Genomic DNA, 20,493 nt, shown 5'->3' on the forward strand with positions numbered 1-20,493 from the left:
ATACCTAGCTTGGTATCCTTTCTTTTTATTCCTGAAAGATTTAAAAGGCGAAATGTTCCCGTGTCTTTTCCAGCTGATTCAGTGGGGTTAGTCACTCCGCAAAAGTTCCAATTTGAAGAACCATTACATCTTGAATGTGGGCGTGTTTTGCCACGTTTTGAATTAATGGTTGAAACTTACGGCACTTTAAATGCAGATAAATCAAATGCCATTTTAATCTGTCATGCTCTTTCCGGACATCATCATGCAGCGGGTTATCACCATGAAGATGATAAAAAAGCTGGATGGTGGGATAGCTGTATTGGCCCGGGTAAAGCAATCGACACAAATAAGTTTTTTGTAGTTTCGCTCAATAATATTGGTGGATGTAGCGGCTCAACTGGTCCAACGTCACCAAATCCTGAAAATGATAATCGCCCTTATGGACCGGATTTCCCGTTAGTAACGGTACGCGACTGGGTCAAAACCCAAGCCATGCTTTCTGACCTATTAGGTGTAGATGCGTGGTATGCAGTTGTGGGTGGATCATTAGGGGGCATGCAAGCACTACAATGGTCAGTAGACTATCCTGACCGCTTACAAAAGTGTGTGATTATTGCCAGCGCACCAAAGCTTTCAGCACAAAATATTGCATTTAATGAGGTTGCACGTCAGTCGATCTTATCTGATCCAGACTTCCATCATGGTCGTTATTTAGAAAATGATAGCTACCCGAAACGTGGTCTGATTTTGGCTCGCATGGTCGGTCATATCACCTATCTTTCAGAAGAAGCCATGAAACAAAAATTTGGCCGTGATTTAAAATCTGGCAAATTTATGTATGGTTTTGATGTCGAGTTTCAAGTCGAAAGCTATCTTCGTTATCAAGGCGAACAGTTTAGCCGTAACTTTGATGCCAATACTTATCTCATCATGACCAAAGCTTTGGATTATTTTGACCCATCACGTGAATACAATCATTCGTTAACAGAAGCGATGGGTAAAACCAAATGTCAGTTCCTGATTGTCTCATTTACAACAGACTGGCGTTTTGCCCCTAGTCGCTCTCAAGAAATTGTAGATGCACTTATTACCAATCATAAGCCTGTAAGTTATCTCGATATTGATGCTGAGCAAGGCCATGACTCGTTCTTATTCCCGATTCCACTGTATGTCAAAACCATGCGCGCTTTCTTAGGCGGTGAAGAACACTTAAAATCGACATCACTGGAGGCAAGTTAATGCGTATTGATCAACAACTGGCAGAAAAGTGGATTAAACCCGGCTCAAGCGTACTCGATTTAGGGTGTGGTGATGGTGAATTACTCGCTCATATGAGCCAAAAGCATCAAATTCGTGCTTATGGTTTAGAAATTGATCAAGAAAAGATTGCAATTGCCGTCAGTCGCGGGTTAAATATTATTCAACAAGATTTGAATCTCGGTTTGAGCCGTTTTGCTGACCAGTCTTTTGACTATGTGGTTATGGCACAGGCTTTGCAAGCCGTAGATGCACCGGATGTTTTATTAAGAGACATGGTGCGTGTGGGTAAACAGGCAATTATTACTTTTCCGAACTTTGCGCATTGGAAGACTCGTTCTTTTCTTGCATTAAAAGGAATGATGCCTGTATCGGATGCTTTACCATATATGTGGTATAACACCCCCAATATTCATCTATGTACATTTAAAGATTTCGAAGCACTCTGTGCTGAAAATCAGATACAAATTATTAATCGACTCGCCGTCAATGGAAATCAGCAGGGAAGCCTGTTAAGCAAACATGTTCCTAATTTGTTTGGTGAAGTCGCTATTTATCGAGTGAGTGCACTATGAAAAAGACATTATTTAGCACACTATTTGCAGGACTGCTAAGTATGCAGGCTCATGCAGATTATATCGCCCAGCCACAATCGGTTGCGAGTCAGGCTGCACGCTTTTCAACAATGGGGGTTAATGACCTTCAGAAAGCTGCAAAAGCTGGTCAAGCAGGCGCGCAATTTTACCTTGGTACACACTACCAATATGGTAAAGATGTAGAAAAAGACGAAAAACAAGCTTTCGCATGGTTTAAAGCAGCAGCTGATCAAGGTTTATCGCCAGCACAACTCAACGTGGGTCGTATGTACGCCGACGGTATTGGTGTTAGAAAAGATGAGTCAATGGCTCGTAAATACTTTGAAAAAGCAGCAAGCAATGGTGATAACCGTGCAAGCTACAACCTCGCGATGATGGAAGAGCAAAAGAAAAACTACGTAGGTGCTTACCAGTGGTATGAGCTTTCAACTCGTGATGGCATGCTCGATAATAAAGTGATTAGCCTATCTGAAGGTAAGAAAACTGCTCTAGCGGCGAACTTAACTCAAGAACAAATCCGTACAGCGCGTGACCGTGCAGACAAATGGATTCAAGCACAATAATAACGGTTCATCCGTAAAAAACCTTACTCGACTAAAGCCACCTTGTATGCTCTACAAGGTGGCTTTAGTTTAGGTTGTCCCATTTTATATTCTATTTATTTCCCTCTATATCCCCTCTTAAAAAACACGTAACATAACTCACGTTCGATATTCGCTATAAAGTTTGGTTTTATTATGTCTACCCCACATTGGTTTGATCAGGGCAGTTTAGTTCTTGCCAGCAATAACAAAGGTAAAGTCGCTGAGTTTGAAAAACTTTTTGAACAGCTTAAGTTACCTGTAGAAATTATTCCTCAAGGTCGCCTTAATATTCCGGATGCAATTGAAGATGGCTTAAGCTTTATTGAAAATGCCATTATTAAAGCTCGTCATGCCTCTAAAATTTCAGGTAAACCTGCGATGGCTGACGACTCAGGTATTTGTGTTCCTGTTTTAGGCGGTGCACCAGGCATTTACTCTGCACGCTATGCTGGAGAACACGGTGATGATGCAGCGAACAATGCCAAATTATTAAATGATCTTTTGCCATTTCGTAAAAATGGTGAAGTGATTGAAGGCATGTTTGTGTGTGTACTTGCCTTAGTAACGCATGCTGAAGATCCTTTGCCACAAATTTTCCAAGGCATCTGGCACGGCGAAATTTTAGAAGCTGCACGTGGTGAAAATGGCTTTGGTTATGACCCACTATTCTGGTTACCTGAGCTACAAGTTTCTAGCGCTGAACTTTCTAAAGAAGACAAGAATAAGATTAGTCATCGTGGACAAGCGATGCAGTTATTTAGAGAGAGTTTGCAGAAGTAAAACTTTATATAGTATTTATTTAGTTTAACTTTAAAGCCATTTGCTATCGTGCTAGGCGACATGGATGTCGCCCGTCACTGCCTTGCGCTGATTCCCAAAGCAGTGCTTCGGGAATCGCTCAGGATGTGTCGTCAGTTCGACAAATGGTTTTGTTACTTTTGACGAAACAAAAGTAAAGTATTGCTTACATACACAAAATAAGCATATAACCACTATTCAAAGGCAGCCTAATCTAATTATCTTACTTAGAAATAAAGATGCAAAAATACTGCATAAATCGCAATACATACACAACTCACAATCGTCCCTGAGGCGATATAAGCCGCAGATCTTCCTGTTCCTTGATAATGTGTTTCTAGCGCTACAATATTGGCTGCTGGTGGCAGACAGAACATTAAAAACATCACACCAATTTGCTGACTTATATTTGGAATCGGTAGAAATCTATAAGTTAAGCCACAAAGAATAAGTCCACACACCACCTTAAATGCTTGAGCTTTGGTGCTGTAGATTAAGTCTTTTAAATGCACTCGAGTACGACGTAACCACATTCCCAATACACACATTCCAGCAAATGTCATTGCAAACTTGGCAACCTCATACACCCAATGTATGGCAGGATGCTCGATATGCTGAGCACCTAACAACCTGAGCACAAGCGCGCAAAAGATTGAAATACACGGTGGAGAAGTTAAAACCTTTTTTAATATATTAAGCTTACTTTGTGGTGCTGTAGTGACTGCCGTAACAGCCCATGCATTTCCAAAAAGAGACATACCAATATATAGCGCAACAATTGGAGCCGTAGCATCAGGGCCAAATAAAGCCATGGCAAAAGGAAAACCGAGCCAGCCCATGTTGGTATAACTCACGCAAAGCGCTAATAATCTGTCTTTAAATAAAGCTAAATAAGCAAAGAAAATAAGAAATGCTGAACCGAAGCTAAAGAGCATCAAACTCAAACTACCCGGCTGATAAAATACCATGTTGTAAATAATCACAACTGGAATCAGTAAGCGGGCAAGCCAAGCTGAAAGAACAGGTTTTATCGTTTCTGAAAGAGAAGTCTGAGCAAGTAAAAGTCCAGTGATAAACGCCAATATTGGCAATAATAACGCCACGTTTTCTCCTCTCACCCATCAAAATCAGGTTGTTATGCTACACCTTTTCAAAGTGAAATGTACTCTCCATTTCAAGTAATTTAAGCTTCACTTTCTCAGCTCTCTCCAAAATAAAAATTAAAGACAGCCTTTATAGAATTACCCTTTTAGATTTTGACTGACGGTTATTGTCTTAAAAATGACATATAAATGTCACATTGTTGTCATGGCAACCTGTTGATATAAAGCAAACTGAAAAGAGGTATAAGATCATGGCCGGTTTATCTATTTGGCACGTCGTTATTTTTGCAATTGTCGTTATTTTATTATTCGGTACATCTAAATTAAAAAATATCGGTAAAGATGTAGGCGGTGCAGTAAAAGACTTTAAAAAATCAGTTCGTGAAGAAGACGAAACTACTGCTCTTAATACTCCACGTACAATTGATGCCCAAGTCAAAACCCCTGACAGCACATCAGTGAAAAGCTAAAGGTTTTCCACCATGCTTGATGTAGGAATGACAGAGCTACTCTGTTTTGCAATTATTGCAATTTTAGTTTTAGGCCCAGATAAACTTCCAGAAGCCGCACGCTTTGCTGGTCGCTGGTATGTTCGCCTAAAACGTTATATTACCAATTTGCAAAATGAGATTGATCAAGAGTTGCGTCTTTCTGAATTTCGAAAAGAAATGCAAGAAGAACTCAACCGCATTGAAGCACTAGAACGCAAAGTACAACAACAACTTGAAGAAATACAAAAACAGACTACTTCAGACAACTCAGAAAAAACTGAGGTAGCTGAAACTATATCTCAGTCTACGATGTACTCCCCTGTATCGGGTCATTATGAAGTGCCCTTTCTTACCAAATTTACACCTTTGGTATCTGAAAGCGACACTTTAGAAACACCTCCCGTTAAATTGAAGATTGCCGTATGAACCAACTGCCTTCAACGACTGTAAATACGCAAGAAAATTTAGACCAAATGCCAATCATGAATCATTTGGTCATTTTAAGACGTCATTTATTTAGGATTGTCGGGGTAACATTATTTTTATTCTTTTGCTTATTACCGTTTCGAAATAATACTTACCAATTATTATCTGAACCTTTAAGACTGCAACTTCCAGCATCATCGTCAATGATTGCAACAGATGTAACTGCAACCTTTATGGCACCTTTTAAGCTCAATTTATTTGTCGCGCTTGTGCTGGCAATGCCATTTATTCTTTATGAAATCTGGACTTTTGTCCGCCCAGCGTTATATCAAAAAGAACGTCATTTAGCGCTGCCATTACTCATCGGTAGTATTGTTTTGTTTTATGCTGGAGTTGCCTTTGCATACTACATTACACTTCCTGCAATTTTACATTTCTTTATTAGTGTATCGCCTGAAACTGTTGCACCTATGACGGATATTAATAGCTACCTAAGCTTTTGCTTAAAGCTGTTTTTAGTTTTTGGTGTCACTTTTGAAATTCCAATCGCGACGCTTCTACTGATTTTAATTGGTGTGGTAAATACAAAAAGTCTTGCTGAAAAAAGACGTTTTATCATTGTGGGCTGTTTTTTTGTAGCGATGTTCATTACCCCACCAGATGCAATTTCTATGGTGATGTTGGCAATCCCGATGTGGTTGCTTTTCGAACTTGGATTATTGTTCGGTAAAATTCTTGAGAAAAGAAAAGCTCAATCTGCTGAATAAAATAATATTTAAGAAAAAGCCTGAACCTCTAAGTTCAGGCTTTTTTATATAGACCACTTTTTAATCTATAAAGCAATAAACTGTCTTCAAAGTGACTTAAAAATGTAAGAAAAGTGTCATTTCCAGTCCATAGAATCAACTCAACAAATATACTCACAAAAGTTACGGATTTATTATGACAACTGCTTCTAACCACCCAACACGTCGCGACATTTTAAAATGGTTTACGGGGATCCCTTTTCTTCCATTAGGTGCGATGGCTACGGCAGCAACGTTAGCAGGATGTAACGATAGTAATGATGATTCAGACGTTACAACTCCATCAAAACCAATTAACTTTAAAAATGCAACGTTCACGTCAATGCCTGCACCGTCTACTGTAGCAGAGATCGCAACAACAGCATGTGCATCAAAGCTTGCTATTTCATGGGAAGATGGCAGTAAAACCGAATATCAACTTGCTTACAAACCATTCTTCTTAACAGGTACAGAAGTTCCTGATGGTAAAGGCGGAAAGATTATTGCAGGTGGTTATGTTGATATTAATAATAAACCAATTATTGATAAGTCAGTTGCAGGTAAAGAACGTCAATTCTTCTCTGACTGTCCAGATGGTAGTTCTCTGATTAGCTTCAAACAAGCGACTGGCAAAGATTTCACAGATGCAGACAAGAAAGCATTAGGTGTAACTGGTAACCCAGTGTTCCATGTCGTTCAGTTTGAATATTTATCTAAAGACCAAAATGGTGGTGATACGTACGGTAAATTATCATCTCCGATTGCAGTACTTACTTTAGATCAAGACCCGAAAACTGGTCATTTGACTTTAATTAAATATCACAATGTAGACACTTCAAGTGCGCATGGTTTATGGATTACTTGTGGTGCAAGCTTGTCACCATGGGGAACTCATTTATCGAGTGAAGAATATGAGCCAGATGCTTTCAACCAAAAGTTAGGTCAATCACTTTCAACACTTAAAGCATTCAGTAAAAATGTGTATGGTGATGAAAATGCGGCTAACCCATATAACTACGGTCACTTACCAGAAATTACCGTAAATGCAGATGGTACGGGTCGTGTAACAAAGCATTACTGTTTAGGCCGTATTTCACATGAGCTTGTACAAGTTTTCCCAGATAACCGTACAGTTTTGATGGGTGACGACTATACCAATGGTGGTCTCTTCATGTTCGTTGCAGATAAAGAGAAAGACCTATCTGCTGGCACACTTTACGTTGCAAAATATACAACAGTACTTACAGATACAACGACGGGTCAGATCTCATGGATCAAGCTTGGTCATGCAACAAGTGTAGAGATTGAAAATCTAATCAAGAGCGGTATCAAAGGAACTGATATTTTCGAATCGGTTCTACAAATTGCCAAATATCCAAGCGATGCAACGACAGCAGAAGTTGAAGCTATTGATGCTGGAGATAAAGGTACGCCTGAACAACAAGCTTTAGCAAAAGCTGCGAAAGATCGTTTAAAACTACAACAAGCTGCTCAAAAAGCAGAATTAGAAGCTCAAGGTTTTAAATTTACTTATTTGAGCAAAACTGGTGTTTATCTCAAGCTTAAAGATAACAGCGACAAAACTAAACTTGCAGCGGCTTTCCTTGAGACACACCGTTATGCAGCTTACGTTGGTGCTTCAATGGCATTGACCAAGAACGAAGGTACGACTGTAAATATTGCAGATAAACGCGCATATTCAGCTTTAGCTAACATTGTTGATTCAATGGTTGAAGGTGGTAGCGGTTACCTTGCTGAGCACAACGTTAAATTCCCGAAAATCACGGCTGGTGGTATTTTGGAGCATAAACTGACAGGCGGCCAAAAAGACAGCTCAAATGTAGCAATTAACAGTGAATGGGTACCTAGCCAATCTAGTCTTCTCATTAAAGGTAAAGACATTAGCTTTGACAGCTTAGGTAACACTGCTGACCCAGAACAGATTGCTAGCCCTGACAACTTGAAGTTCTCTGAAAAGCTACGTACGTTATTTATCGGTGAAGACTCTGGTAATCACTTAAATAACTTCTTATGGGCTTACAATGTCGACACTAAACAGCTCATCCGTATCTTGTCTACACCAGCAGGTGCAGAATCAACTGGTCTACACGCAGTCGATGAAGTAAACGGTTGGACTTACATCATGAGTAACTTCCAACATCCAGGTGATGAATGGAATCGTTTCTATAAAGAAACTAACGGTGTTCGTACTGGTATCAGTGCAGATTTACTTTCGCAAATTGATACAGCGATTAATGTAAACTACAGCAATAAATTTGCAGCAGCGGTTGGTTATATCACTGCCGATCCAATTGCTCCATCTGTTGTGAAGAAATAATCTCTTTTACCAAAATAGAAGAAACCTGCCTTGTGCAGGTTTCTTTTTTTGACTAAACGATCAATTATTTCACAAACCTATCATCAAAACGTCAAAGCCTCGTCACACTACCCAACTAAGCTAATGAAGATTTTTAGAACAATCTCTATTTCTTTAATTACTTAGGAATTTCCCATGACAGAGCTGACGCCATATCATGAAGATCAAGAACTGGACAATAATACTTCTGACAATATCCACTTTCGTGACATTTTAGAACAACATGTAAGTCGCCGTAGTTTAATTACTAAAGCAGCAAGCGGTGCTGTAGCTTTAACTTTAGCCTCTACTTTAACAGGCTGTAATGATAGTAATGATGACCCAGGTTCTAACAACGGTGGAATCCCACCTGTAGATCCAAATAAAAAACCAGAGAAATTAACTTTTACCGCAGTTGCGAAAAACCATAACGACATCGTGACTGTACCTGAAGGCTATGAAGCGAATGTCATTTACGCTTTAGGGGATTCAATCAACCCTGCTTTTGGTGACTGGGATGACAATAATATTCCATCTGGTCCAAGCTTCCAGTTCCGTTCTGGTGATTGCCATGACGGTATGCATTTCTTTGGTTTAAATACTTCAAAAAACAACTTTGATGAAAGTGTTTCGGCTGAAGGTTTGTTGGTAATGAATCACGAATATATCAACCAGACCTTCCTTCACCCAAAAGGCCCAACAAAAGTTAATGGACGCCGCCCTGAAGATGAAGTCATTCGTGAAACAAATGCGCATGGCGTTTCTATTGTTCACATCAAAAAAGATGCAGCAACTCAAAAAGTAGCCATTGATAAAAAATCAATTTTTAACCGCCGTATTACAGCGTCAACAGAGATGAATTTTGCAGGTGTTGCTGCTGGGTCTAGTTTGCTTGCAACTCGTTTCTCACCTGCTGGTCGTCAAACTCGTGGTACCCATAATAACTGCGGTAACGGTTATACGCCTTGGGGCACATACTTAACTACCGAAGAAAACTTTATTGGTTACTTTGCTCGTAGTACGACTGATGACGCGTTACGTACTCCAGAAGAAATTATTGCACTGAAACGCTATGGCTTAAAGGCAGGATCTGGTTCACGTTACGGTTGGGAAACAGCAATCGGTCAAGTGGAGTCACAAGACTTGTATGACCGCTGGAATGCCGATGTAAAAGCGGCACAAGCTACTCAAGACTATCGTAACGGACCAAATACATTCGGTTGGATGGTCGAGATTGATCCTTTCGATAACCGTCTAAACCCAGTTAAAAGAACATCGTTAGGTCGTTTTGCACATGAAGACAGTGCTTGTCGTGCCGTAGCAGGTCAACCATTAGCGTTTTATATGGGCGATGACTCTCGTGGTGAATACATCTATAAATTTGTCTCTACGGCAGTGTGGGACACCAAAGATGTAAATCGTGGTTATGCGGCTGGTGACAAATACATGAACGCAGGTAAATTGTATGTTGCCAAGTTTAATAACGATGGTTCAGGTCAATGGATTGAACTTGCTTATGGCAAAAATGGCTTAAATGAAAGCAACACTACTTACCCTTTCAAATCTCAGGCAGACGTTGTTACATTTGCACGTTTGGCGGGAGATGCAGTCGGCGCTACAAAAATGGACCGTCCAGAATGGTGTACGGTTAATCCAGTAAACGGCGAAGTCTATGTCACCCTAACCAACAACTCAAATCGTGGTAAAGATTACGCAACCGATGCTGCAAACCCACGTAACTACACAGACCTCTACAACGGCACTAAAGAGCAAAAGGGTAACGTTAACGGTCATATTATCCGTTTTAAAGAAACTGATGACAAAACGACTGCTGAAACTTTCAAATGGGATATCTACTTATTTGGCGCAGAAGCATCTATGGCTTCAAATATCAACTTATCGGGTCTGACAGACAATAATGATTTGTCATCTCCAGACGGGATGTGGTTTGACCCACGTGGCGTACTTTGGATTCAAACAGATGATGGCGCTTACACCGATGTCACCAACTGTATGATGCTTGCAGCACTACCAGGTCAAATTGGTGATGGCGCTGCTGCCACTACGTCAAATGGCCAACAAACGCTAGTCGGTGCTAAAGTTACAGACTCAACATTACGACGTTTCTTGGTTGGACCAAAGCAATGTGAAATTACAGGTATTGCCATGACACCTGACCACAAAGCTATTTTTATTAATGTTCAACACCCTGGTGAAGACTCGAAAAGTTACGCAACACCAGACAGTAACTGGCCAGCAACTCAAAAAGACCCAAGCAATAAAACTGCACGTCCACGTTCAGCAACTGTTGTGATTACCCGTAAAGATGGCGGTGTGATCGCAGGCTAATTTGTAGAAGGTTAAAAATGCCGGTCAATTGATCGGCATTTTAATTGCTATCGATTTAAAAGAATTTGCTGCTGAACAATTTGACCGCTATGTTCACCTTGTTGGGTCTTTTCAAACCAAAGCCATTCATTATTGGTCATTCTTAGAAAATTCGAACAGCGTGTGCCATACACAGGACTTTGAATAAAGGTAGATGACAATAACTCTTCCATCTCTGCTTGAATGCCAGTATTCGGTAATAAAGCCGTTGTGACTTTACGCTCATCTTCCAGAATATCCCACGCCGCATGTTGCAAAGTTAACTCTTCTGTCTGATGCTGAAGCATAGGCAAAAACTCTTGTGTAAAACGAGTTCGTAAATGTTTAGTTTTTTCCCAATGTTCAGACATCAAGCCATTCGAAACCACATACACACCGTTAGCCAATACTTGCGGAGCTTCACCACGGTTACTCATATAAACCGCTTGATCAGCATTTCCCATAAACAAGTTAAAGCCAGCAAAATTCTGTTGCTGCTGTTCTAATTGTTGAGCAAATCGAATCGGCAATAAATCAGATTCTAAAAAAGCCTGCACCAAATGCCCCCGAGAAGTCTCATAAGACTTTTGATCTCGCCCATCACGGAAGTTGGTTAAAACAGCCCATCGACCTTGAGGCGTAACGCCCATCCACGTGCCACCCGACTGCAAATCTTGTCCCGCAACAATCGGAGTATGTTCCCACTGATGCAATAAAGCTGTTGGACGATGATAAAATTCATCCCGATTTGACATAAGACACAAGGGCATATCATCCAGAACATGCCATGCTAAAGCCACAATACACATTGATTCTTGTTCCCTATCTTTACACATTGAATGTACAACATTTTTCACATCATTCCGCTACAATCTGTCAAAACGTAAGATCAAGGAGCAGCAATGCTGACCTATCCTAATATCGATCCGGTCGCAATACATCTAGGACCTCTTCAAGTCCATTGGTATGGACTCATGTATTTATTGGCATTTTTATGTGCTTGGGGGCTTGCTTCCTACCGTGCCAAACAACGTGATGGCTGGACATCAGAAATGGTTTCCGACCTAGTGTTCTATGGTGCCCTAGGTGTTGTTCTGGGCGGTCGTGTCGGCTATGTCCTTTTCTATGAGTTTGATAAATTCCTCGAAAATCCGATTTGGTTATTCCAAGTCTGGACAGGTGGCATGAGTTTTCACGGCGGCTTTCTCGGTGTTATGGTTGCTATGCTATTTTGGTGTAAAAAATACCAAAAAACATGGTTCCAAACGCTCGACTTTATTGCCCCTTGTGTACCAACTGGCTTAATGTTCGGACGCATTGGTAACTTTATTGGTGGAGAGTTATATGGTCGTGCGGTAACTGACCCAAATTATCCATTCGGTATGATATTCCCAACAGATCCGTTACACCTAGTTCGCCATCCATCACAAATCTATCAAGCACTTTGTGAAGGTTTGATTCTATTCATTGTTCTGTGGTGGTTTAGTTCAAAACCGCGTCCTCGGATGGCCGTTTCTGCCCTATTCTTAATGGGATATGGCGTTGCCCGCTTTGTTATGGAATTCTTCCGCCAACCAGATGCCGACCAAGGTTTCATTCTTTTTGGTTGGATGACGAAAGGACAGATTCTAACAATTCCAATGTTACTGATTGGCCTTTGGATGATGTGGTATGCCTATCAAAAGAAAATTTATGACTGGGGTCCACAAAAGAATAGTTAATATCTAAATTAGAGGAGTTTCGGCTCCTCTTTTCTTTTTTTATGCTACAGTTTTTACTCTCCCAAGATGAAGATATACCATGCTGGAATTCTGGTTTAACACGCAAGTCCCAACATTTAAAAAATTAGTGATTTTGATTATTACGCTACTTATTTGTATTGCGCTATATCAATACCAACCACTGCCTTTAGATACGATTCTAATGTTTACTGGAACTGGGGTAATTTTTTTAATCTGTCGTTACTTTAAATTGCATTTCGCTCAAAGCAACCCGACTGGTTTACTCTACCGTTTACTTACTTGGATCCCTATTGCCCTTTTGTTTGCCCTTATTTTTGTTAAAGCGATGCCGAACTTGCTGATCTGGGGTGTGCAAGGAATTGCTTTTATGGCACTTGCTGCTTTTATTTTTTCACCTCAATCACTTTTTAAGAAATAGGTCTGGTTTTCATGTTGGCTTATTGGTACAACGCTCCGCGCCATATCAAACTCATTTTCATTATTGCGGTTTGTGCTGCAATTTATGTAGCCAATCAAGCCCAGCCTTTATCACCGACTTATACTATTCTTAGCCTTATTTTCGGTTTTGGTTTACATGTTGGACATTACTTAAATAGCAAAATTTCAAATAACACATCAGACAAATCGAGCTTTAGATTTTTAAGCAGCATCTATCCTATTTTGATCGTTGTTATTTTGATGTATCTACTTCCTGCTCAGCATAAATGGATTCTTGCTATACAAGCTTTAGGCTTTGTACTGGTTGGCTTTTTTCTTGTTTCGATACATCAAAATCGTGCTAAACGATTTGAATAATTACGTCTATTGAAATGTCATAGAACTATTTTTAGATTTTCATCTTGAGCTACAACAGGTATCATCTTCAATGGTTCATGATGAAGCAGCTCTATTGCGTAATTATTTATCATTGAGCTATCTCCCCCTTTTATTTTATGGAATTAATCCGAACTCGAGAGTGTTATGCGTGCATATTTAGACCTACTACAACATATCCTTGATAATGGCGGTGACAAAGGCGACCGTACAGGCACAGGAACCCGTTCTGTATTTGGTCATCAAATGCGTTTTGATCTCTCTAAAGGTTTTCCTTTACTCACCACAAAAAAAGTTCACTTCCGTTCTATTGTGATTGAGTTACTTTGGTTTTTAAAAGGCGACACCAACGTCCAATATCTAAAAGATAATAAAGTTTCAATTTGGGATGAATGGGCAACAGCAGAACAAACTGCTCGTTTTGGCCGCCCAGAGCATGAGCTTGGTCCAGTTTATGGCCACCAATGGCGTAATTTTGGCGCAACCAAAAATGCGGATGGCACTTATAACCAAGATGGTTTTGACCAAATTAAATGGTTAATTAATGAAATTAAAACCAACCCAAACTCACGTCGTTTAATTATCTCTGGTTGGAACCCGAACGAAGCTGGGCAAGTAGCCTTACCACCTTGCCACACGCTTTTTCAATTTTTCGTACAAAATAACAAATTGTCATGCCAACTTTATCAACGTAGTGCAGATGTGTTTTTAGGTGTGCCTTTTAACATTGCAAGCTATGCTCTACTCACCCATATGATTGCTCAAGTGTGCGGTTTAGGAGTCGGTGATTTTGTATGGACTGGTGGTGATACACATCTTTATGCCAACCATTTTGAGCAAGCACAACTTCAATTGACACGTGAGCCTTTACCGCTCTGCCAATTGAAACTAAATCCAGAAATAAAAGACTTATTTGATTTCAAATTTGAAGATGTTGAAATTGTAGGTTATGAATCGCATCCTGCAATTAAAGCACCAGTTGCAGTATAACGACGACTCAAATTTCATTAGGTTACGGTTTAGAGAATAAGATTATGGCATGGCAAAATGTAGAAGTTGTTCACGTTGTGGCAATGGACAAAAACCACTGTATCGGTAAAGGCAACGCGTTGCCATGGCATATTTCTGCCGACTTAAAACACTTTAAAGAAATCACACAAGGCGGTGTGGTTGTGATGGGTCGTAAAACCCTTGAGTCCATGGGCCGTGCTCTACCAAACCGTGTGAACTGGATTATTACTCGTGACATTAACTGGCAATTTGACGGTGTTAAAATTGCCTATTCAATTGAAGATGCTTTAAATGCAGCTTTAGAAGATGTAAAAAATACTGAAAAGCAGGCATTGTTCATCATTGGTGGCGGTGAGATCTTCAAGCAAACTTTGTCAATTGCAGACCGTCTTGAACTTACTCATGTTGACTTAGATGTGCAAGGTGATGCACATTATCCAACAATACCGAGTGAATTTCATAAAACTGCAAGTGAACAGCAAGTTGATGAAAAATCAGGAACTTCATTCGAGTTTGCCACTTATAAAAAATAATTCTATGGATGCCTATGCACAATATCGGAACACGTGAATTTATTATTGCTCTACTTTTTGGGCTGTTACATAGTCTATTCACGCTGTTTATTGTGTTCTCTAGTATTTGGGTATGCGTAGCGCTCTGGGTTCAACAACCTTTTGGCTGGTTAGGCAGCCGCATACTCATTGGCATCTGGATTGCTTTTGCGCTGAGTATGGCAGGTCTATATGTTGAAGGCCATCTTGTTAGCCGCCGTACAGACATCCTGATTTACCTTTTAGCATTTGCCTGCTCTCTCGTTTGGTATTTTTCGATTACTGCACGTCAAGACCGTGACTGGAACCCTGAAGTTGCCAATATGCTGAGCTATGAAAAGCACGGCGATGTAATCACTTTGCATAATGTCCGTAACTTCAACTGGCATCCCGATGGAACTTATGATGTTCGCTGGGAAACTCGAACTTTTGACCTTAACCAGTTGAATGGCATAAACATCATTGCCTCTTACTGGATGGGGCCACAAATTGCCCATACACTGGTCAGCTTCGAATTTGCACACCAACAACCTTTAGTCTTCTCAATCGAGATTCGCAAAGAAAAAACTGAAGAGTTTTCGGCAATTGGTGGTTTTTTTAGAAAATATGAACTGAGCTTAATTGCTTCTGATGAGAAAGATATTGTCTATACGCGTAGCAATATCCGCAAAGAGCAAGTTTATAATTTTCCTATCAATATGCCACGATCTGAGCAAAAAGCTTTATTTTTAGAATATCTTAAAAAATCAGATGAGTTGCGTACAAAACCAGAGTGGTACAATACGCTCACGAGTAACTGTACAACTCTAATTTTTGATATGGTTCAAGCGATTAACCCATATCAACTTCCTAAAGATTATCGTCTAATTGCTTCAGGTTATTTACCTAATTATTTATATGATCTTAAAGCTCTTAATCAAAATGTCAGTTTAAAACAGTGGTATCAAATTGCACATATCAATCCACGTACTGAAAATTTTGAACAGCTTTCCGATCAGAGTAGTGAACACTTCTCTCAAATCGTTCGACAAGGTTTACCTAAAGCTAAATGAAATAAGTAATGCACTTTTCTTTACTTTTTTATACATGCTTTACTTTGTATTTTAAATACATAAACCCTATTGTAATAGGCAGGAAATAGAGGGAAAAACAATGCAACAGGCATTATTTGGCGGCGGCTGTTTTTGGTGCGTCGAAGCTGTATTTTTACAAATACGCGGTGTAGAAAAAGTAACTAGTGGTTACGCAGGTGGGCACACCACTAACCCTACCTACGAGCAAGTATGTCAAGGAGATACTCAGCACGCTGAGGTGATCTTGGTTGATTTTGATGAAGAGCAAGTAACATACTCCCAGTTACTCGATGTATTCTTCGCGACTCACGATCCAACGACTTTAAATCGCCAAGGTAATGATATCGGCACGCAATACCGCTCTGTTATTTATTACTATAATGAAGAGCAAAAGCAAGCAGCGGAACATACGATTCAAACGTTAAAAGATGATGATCTTGATATTGTGACTGAATTGTCTCCTGTTCCGACGTTCTACCCAGCCGAAGAATATCATCAGAATTACTATGCAAAGAATCCTTCACAAGGTTATTGCAACTTTGCGATTCCACCTAAGTTGCTCAAGCTATATAGTAAATTCCAGCATCTTATGAAAGATCAATAAATTAGAGCAATAAAAAAGCAACCGATTTGGTTGCTTTTTTATTAGGTAAACTAAATTTTAGTTTTCACTGACAAAGGCAATATCGCTCAGTCCGGCTTCACTGGCGCGAGACATTACCTGTGCAACAGTATCGTACTTCGACTCTTTATCTGCACGAAGCTGAACTGTTGGTTTAACATCACCTTGACCTGCTTCTTGAAAACGTTTTTGAAGCTCATCAAGGCTAATTACTTGAGTATCCCAAGCCACTTCACCATTTGCATTAATACTAATCGTAATTGCTTTTGGTGGTGGATCAATAATTTCAGCAGTTGTTTTAGGAAGCGTTAATGGAATCGATGGGTTGGCAACTGTTGCTGTGACCAAAAAGATGATCATTAACACCAACATAATGTCGATTAGCGGAATGAGGTTCATCTCATTTATGCCACTATCGTGGTCTTCACCCAATTGAAAAGCCATTAAGCTTGACCTCCAACATAACTTTGCTGTGCAGTTTTAACATCAGACTTTACAGTTGAGTCTTGCTGCAACATCGTATCAATTAATAAGCTGTGCGCTTGATCTTGTAAATCATGAGCAAGACCACGGTTAGCGCGTACACAAATGTTATAAGCCAATACCGCAGGAATCGCAACTGCAAGACCAAGGCCCGTCATAATAAGCGCCTCACCTACTGGTGTAGCCACTTGAGCCAAACCTGCTTGTCCACTTTTACCGACTGCAACAAGTGCATGGAAAATACCCCATACCGTACCAAACAAACCAACGAATGGTGCAATTGAAGCAATTGTTCCTAAAACAGAAATACCTTTTTCAGCATTGACTTTTTCAGCAGAAATTTGACGAAGTAGAGCCTGCTCCGCAACCGCTTTACGCTGCTCAAAACTTAAAGGTTGTAACTTTGCTTTTAGCGAAGCGATAGCCTGAGAAAGTTGAGCATAAGCTTGTTGCTTTAATTGGCGAGTCCCCATCAAACGTAAGATGAAAACTGTCCAGGTAGCAATCGACATTGCCAATAAGATGAAATACAGGGTTTTACTCACTGCATCTGCATGTTGCCAATAGATTGAAAAGTTCATATGAACTCCTGATTAAGGTTAGCCGTTGGGACTCAAATTCATTTAAGGGGTTAAATCAAAGGGTTGCTCTGCTTTAATTGGATAAGCAACACCATTTTCCATATAAGGTTTAAATTTCGCACCGCGAACAGCACGGACAACTTTGTCATCTAGACTTGGAATACCACTACTTCTCGTCACTCGTACATTAATAATCTTGCCTTTTTCATCGGCTTCAATCAGTACCATGACAGAGCGTGCTTCGCCTTGTAAATCTTTTGAAGAAACTGTTAAACGTGGTGAACGACTCCACTGTACACCCGAACCACCAATTGAAACTCGTTTTGGTGATGGATCTGGGGCGGGTTGAGCTTTAGGTGCTTCTTGTACTACTGGCTTTGGTTTTTCAACGACTTTTTCAGAAACAGTCGTTGTCACCACTTTGGTTTCAACTTTAGGTTCTGTCTTTACTGTTTCTTTTGGTGTTTCAGCTTTTTTCACCTGTTGAATTTTTTCCACTTTTTTCGGTGGTGTCACAGGCTTTTCAACAACTTTAACTTCTTTTACCTCTTTCTTAGGTTCCGGCTTTTTAGGCGGTTCCTTTGGTTTAGGAGGTAGTGGTTTAGGTTGCTCTTGAATTTTTACGAAACGTACCTGTAAAGGTTTCTTATCGATTGGCTTTAATTCAGCAGGCTTAATATGGCTAACTGCCCATAAGACCCCGATATGACCAATTGCAACTGCAATTAGTGCTGTGATGACTTTCTTTTTCATCGGATTGGGAGCGTTTAAGGCTGCGGAAGATTGACTCATAAGAATCTAATTACCTAATGGATGATGATTTCAGATTTCTATTTATAGAAACGATTTCAAACATCGGATAGAACAATAAAGTGCCACAATAATAAATGAGAAGTGTTTTCATTTGCAACTATTTTTTGAGAAAAACATTTACTCTGTGTCATAGCTTCATGCTTGCTGAGTGTCTTTACTTTAGTTTTCTCATAGTTACATCAATAGATATCCAGTGTTCACAATTTGTTTAGCCAAACTTAAATAGTTGAGCTATTTACACCATGAACAGATCTATTTTTATGATAATCCCATTTATTATTGATATGTTATATTATTTCAATTTTATTTTAAATATAAAAAAACACGCAAGAAGCGTGCTTTTTTAGAATAACTGTTATTTAAAAAACAACGGTCTTATTACCATCAACAATAATACGATCTTCTAAATGCCACTTCACTGCGCGAGCTAATACATTACGCTCTACATCTTCACCTAGCTCACGTAATTGCTCAACATTATAGTCGTGGCTCACACGCTCAACGTCTTGCTCAATAATTGGACCTTGGTCAAGGTCAGCTGTCACATAGTGAGCTGTCGCACCAATCAACTTCACACCTTTTTCATAAGCTTGCTTATATGGATTGGCACCCACGAAAGCTGGCAAGAAAGAATGGTGAATATTGATGATTTTCATTTCCCATTTCGCAACAAAATCTTCGCTTAAAATCTGCATATAACGTGCAAGAACTAATAAATCATTGCCTTGCATCATTTCATCAATTTGCGCATAAGCTTCAGCTTTATTGTCTTTAGTAACTTTAATTACAGTAAATGGAATACCGAAGTTTTCAACAGATTCACGTAAATCTTCATGATTAGAAATGACATGAGTAATTTCGCAAGGTAACGAACCACGTGCATGACGCCATAACAACTCAAGCAATGCATGGTCAACTTTAGAAACTAAAATACCAACTTTTTTAACATCGTTAACGAAAGCAAGACGCCATTGCATGCCGTAACGCTCAGCAACGTTCGCAGCAAAAGTTTGAATTAATGCATCTTTACGCGACTGTAAATGATCAAGTTCAAATTCAACACGCATGAAATAACGTCCGCCCTGAGCTTCCGTCGCATACTGATCAAGCGCGGTAATGTTTGCACCTTGGTGATACAAAAAGCTCGATACCGCTTGTACGATCCCTGGCTTGTCTTCACAAGTAATCAGTAAACGGGCTGTATTGGCAGTGGTCATATTCATTTGGTTAATATCACTTAATTGAGATAAATCTTTTAATAGGCCGAGTATTCTAGCGCCCTAAATAAACAAGCACAACTATTCGTCTTTTAAGGACGATAAGCTAGCAAATAGATCTGAAGGGCCAAGAGATTCAAGCAACTGCTCATAAGTTGCTCGGCTTTCTCCCATAAGATAAGGGCCTTCAAGGAAAACCATTTGGCGTAATGCTTGCCAAACCCATTTTTCTTCTAAATGGTTATTGTCACTAATATGACCAGACATATACAAAAAGTTTGTCCAGTTTGTTAATACAATCCAGAGGTTAATAATGAGGGCTTCAATTTCCGATGCCGTCATTTTCATAAGACCAGCATCTACAAAGGCTTGATAAATCTTTTGCCCCTGCTGCATCACCTGCCCGGCAAAACGCGGATAAATCTTTTTAAAGTCTTCGTTACTTTCAACTAAATGATAAACATCACGATGAATAAAACGGTAGCTCCATAATTGGCCGCTGAGCACCTGAAAATAGTTGATTTTATCATTGGTCGTTAATGGTCTATCGTCAGGTAAAGAAAGCACTTCCAATGTCTCGGCCTGATATTGATACATTAATTCCTTAATGATTTCATGCTTATTCCGAAAATGATAATACAAGTTTCCGGGACTGATACCCAACTCCGCAGCAATATGATTGGTTGTAACTGACCGTTCACCTCGCTCGTTAAAAAGCTGCAAACTGATTTGTAAAATCCGGTCTTTTGTCTTCAGAGCTTTAGGTTGAGACATTTTAATAACCTTTAATAATTCACATGGTTAAGACTTGAACACATAAACTGACTTGACTATTTAGAGTA

General features: G+C 39.7%; 22 protein-coding genes and 1 pseudogene. 16 read left to right on the forward strand and 7 right to left on the reverse strand.

The genetic code is table 11. From position 1 onward, the window contains the following. The first annotated feature begins 60 nt into the window (after window positions 1-60). From metX to rdgB, 4 genes are all read left to right on the forward strand, one after another. Window positions 61-1,221 (forward strand): homoserine O-succinyltransferase MetX, encoded by a 1,161-nt coding sequence (metX, locus tag MJX77_RS02950; RefSeq protein WP_049837917.1) that lies wholly within the window; start codon window positions 61-63, stop codon window positions 1,219-1,221. Next, window positions 1,221-1,814, forward strand: a complete 594-nt coding sequence (metW, locus tag MJX77_RS02955; RefSeq protein ID WP_001217230.1) for a methionine biosynthesis protein MetW — start codon at window positions 1,221-1,223, stop codon at window positions 1,812-1,814. The genes metX and metW overlap by 1 nt, the downstream gene beginning before the upstream one ends. Continuing rightward, window positions 1,811-2,398, forward strand: a complete 588-nt coding sequence (locus MJX77_RS02960; RefSeq protein WP_013198993.1) for a tetratricopeptide repeat protein — start codon at window positions 1,811-1,813, stop codon at window positions 2,396-2,398. Before metW ends, MJX77_RS02960 begins: the two co-directional genes overlap by 4 nt. A gap of 174 nt (window positions 2,399-2,572) precedes the next feature. Continuing rightward, entirely contained in the window at window positions 2,573-3,199 is a 627-nt protein-coding gene (gene rdgB, locus MJX77_RS02965; RefSeq protein ID WP_151682928.1) for an RdgB/HAM1 family non-canonical purine NTP pyrophosphatase, read from the forward strand. A gap of 245 nt (window positions 3,200-3,444) precedes the next feature. On the opposite strand, the gene MJX77_RS02970 is transcribed toward rdgB, so the two are convergent. Beyond that, window positions 3,445-4,320, reverse strand: a complete 876-nt coding sequence (locus tag MJX77_RS02970) for an AEC family transporter (protein ID WP_111855520.1) — start codon at window positions 4,318-4,320, stop codon at window positions 3,445-3,447. A 251-nt stretch (window positions 4,321-4,571) separates the two neighbouring features. Between MJX77_RS02970 and MJX77_RS02975 the strand changes: the two genes are divergently transcribed. The 5 genes from MJX77_RS02975 (at window position 4,572) to MJX77_RS02995 (ending at window position 10,727) form a co-directional block, all read left to right on the forward strand. After that, complete coding sequence (locus MJX77_RS02975; protein WP_002114991.1) at window positions 4,572-4,790, forward strand: Sec-independent protein translocase subunit TatA; 219 nt, start codon at window positions 4,572-4,574, stop codon at window positions 4,788-4,790. Window positions 4,791-4,802: 12 nt separating this feature from the next. Beyond that, window positions 4,803-5,237 carry a Sec-independent protein translocase protein TatB gene (gene tatB / locus MJX77_RS02980; RefSeq protein WP_252060523.1) on the forward strand — a complete coding sequence of 145 codons (435 nt, stop codon included), beginning with the start codon at window positions 4,803-4,805 and terminating at the stop codon, window positions 5,235-5,237. Then, window positions 5,234-6,004 (forward strand): twin-arginine translocase subunit TatC, encoded by a 771-nt coding sequence (tatC, locus tag MJX77_RS02985; protein ID WP_252060524.1) that lies wholly within the window; start codon window positions 5,234-5,236, stop codon window positions 6,002-6,004. Before tatB ends, tatC begins: the two co-directional genes overlap by 4 nt. Window positions 6,005-6,179: 175 nt before the next feature. After that, the gene (locus tag MJX77_RS02990; RefSeq protein WP_252060525.1) at window positions 6,180-8,360 is read left to right on the forward strand and encodes a PhoX family protein; all 2,181 of its coding nucleotides are present in this window, start codon (window positions 6,180-6,182) and stop codon (window positions 8,358-8,360) included. Between the two features lie 174 nt (window positions 8,361-8,534). Further along, window positions 8,535-10,727 (forward strand): PhoX family protein, encoded by a 2,193-nt coding sequence (locus tag MJX77_RS02995; protein ID WP_252060526.1) that lies wholly within the window; start codon window positions 8,535-8,537, stop codon window positions 10,725-10,727. Window positions 10,728-10,774: 47 nt separating this feature from the next. Here the strand turns inward: MJX77_RS02995 and MJX77_RS03000 are convergent, their stop codons facing one another. Further along, window positions 10,775-11,554 (reverse strand): NRDE family protein, encoded by a 780-nt coding sequence (locus MJX77_RS03000; RefSeq protein WP_199987312.1) that lies wholly within the window; start codon window positions 11,552-11,554, stop codon window positions 10,775-10,777. Window positions 11,555-11,647: 93 nt separating this feature from the next. Between MJX77_RS03000 and lgt the strand changes: the two genes are divergently transcribed. The 7 genes and pseudogenes from lgt (at window position 11,648) to msrA (ending at window position 16,539) form a co-directional block, all read left to right on the forward strand. Next, the gene (gene lgt / locus MJX77_RS03005; RefSeq protein WP_005302151.1) at window positions 11,648-12,466 is read left to right on the forward strand and encodes a prolipoprotein diacylglyceryl transferase; all 819 of its coding nucleotides are present in this window, start codon (window positions 11,648-11,650) and stop codon (window positions 12,464-12,466) included. Window positions 12,467-12,545: 79 nt separating this feature from the next. Then, window positions 12,546-12,905: a hypothetical protein gene (locus MJX77_RS03010; protein WP_005302149.1), complete on the forward strand. Its 360-nt coding sequence runs from the start codon at window positions 12,546-12,548 to the stop codon at window positions 12,903-12,905. An 11-nt stretch (window positions 12,906-12,916) separates the two neighbouring features. Next, window positions 12,917-13,280: pseudogene (locus MJX77_RS03015) on the forward strand (hypothetical protein); the annotation flags it as partial. A 167-nt stretch (window positions 13,281-13,447) separates the two neighbouring features. Further along, the gene (gene thyA / locus MJX77_RS03020; protein WP_252060527.1) at window positions 13,448-14,290 is read left to right on the forward strand and encodes a thymidylate synthase; all 843 of its coding nucleotides are present in this window, start codon (window positions 13,448-13,450) and stop codon (window positions 14,288-14,290) included. Window positions 14,291-14,334: 44 nt separating this feature from the next. Beyond that, a complete protein-coding gene (locus tag MJX77_RS03025; RefSeq protein WP_004794794.1) occupies window positions 14,335-14,844 on the forward strand; it encodes a dihydrofolate reductase in 510 nt (169 codons plus the stop codon). A 14-nt stretch (window positions 14,845-14,858) separates the two neighbouring features. Further along, on the forward strand, window positions 14,859-15,914 hold the full coding sequence (locus MJX77_RS03030; protein WP_151766730.1) for an Lnb N-terminal periplasmic domain-containing protein: 1,056 nt from the start codon (window positions 14,859-14,861) through the stop codon (window positions 15,912-15,914). Between the two features lie 100 nt (window positions 15,915-16,014). After that, a complete protein-coding gene (gene msrA, locus MJX77_RS03035; protein ID WP_005036987.1) occupies window positions 16,015-16,539 on the forward strand; it encodes a peptide-methionine (S)-S-oxide reductase MsrA in 525 nt (174 codons plus the stop codon). 57 nt (window positions 16,540-16,596) lie between these two features. On the opposite strand, the gene MJX77_RS03040 is transcribed toward msrA, so the two are convergent. The 5 genes from MJX77_RS03040 to MJX77_RS03060 all read right to left on the reverse strand — a co-directional run bounded on the left by MJX77_RS03040 (window position 16,597) and on the right by MJX77_RS03060 (window position 20,425). Beyond that, on the reverse strand, window positions 16,597-17,001 hold the full coding sequence (locus tag MJX77_RS03040) for an ExbD/TolR family protein (RefSeq protein ID WP_003654800.1): 405 nt from the start codon (window positions 16,999-17,001) through the stop codon (window positions 16,597-16,599). After that, window positions 17,001-17,621, reverse strand: a complete 621-nt coding sequence (locus MJX77_RS03045) for a MotA/TolQ/ExbB proton channel family protein (protein WP_198307495.1) — start codon at window positions 17,619-17,621, stop codon at window positions 17,001-17,003. The genes MJX77_RS03040 and MJX77_RS03045 overlap by 1 nt, the downstream gene beginning before the upstream one ends. A gap of 42 nt (window positions 17,622-17,663) precedes the next feature. Then, a complete protein-coding gene (locus MJX77_RS03050; RefSeq protein ID WP_013199006.1) occupies window positions 17,664-18,413 on the reverse strand; it encodes an energy transducer TonB in 750 nt (249 codons plus the stop codon). A gap of 380 nt (window positions 18,414-18,793) precedes the next feature. Further along, window positions 18,794-19,657: a formyltetrahydrofolate deformylase gene (gene purU, locus MJX77_RS03055; RefSeq protein ID WP_004794803.1), complete on the reverse strand. Its 864-nt coding sequence runs from the start codon at window positions 19,655-19,657 to the stop codon at window positions 18,794-18,796. Window positions 19,658-19,732: 75 nt separating this feature from the next. After that, entirely contained in the window at window positions 19,733-20,425 is a 693-nt protein-coding gene (locus MJX77_RS03060) for a TetR/AcrR family transcriptional regulator (RefSeq protein ID WP_005302132.1), read from the reverse strand. Window positions 20,426-20,493 lie beyond the last annotated feature (68 nt).

The sequence above is a fragment of the Acinetobacter sp. AHP123 genome (assembly GCF_023757925.1).
GTDB classification, from domain to species: domain Bacteria; phylum Pseudomonadota; class Gammaproteobacteria; order Pseudomonadales; family Moraxellaceae; genus Acinetobacter; species Acinetobacter oleivorans.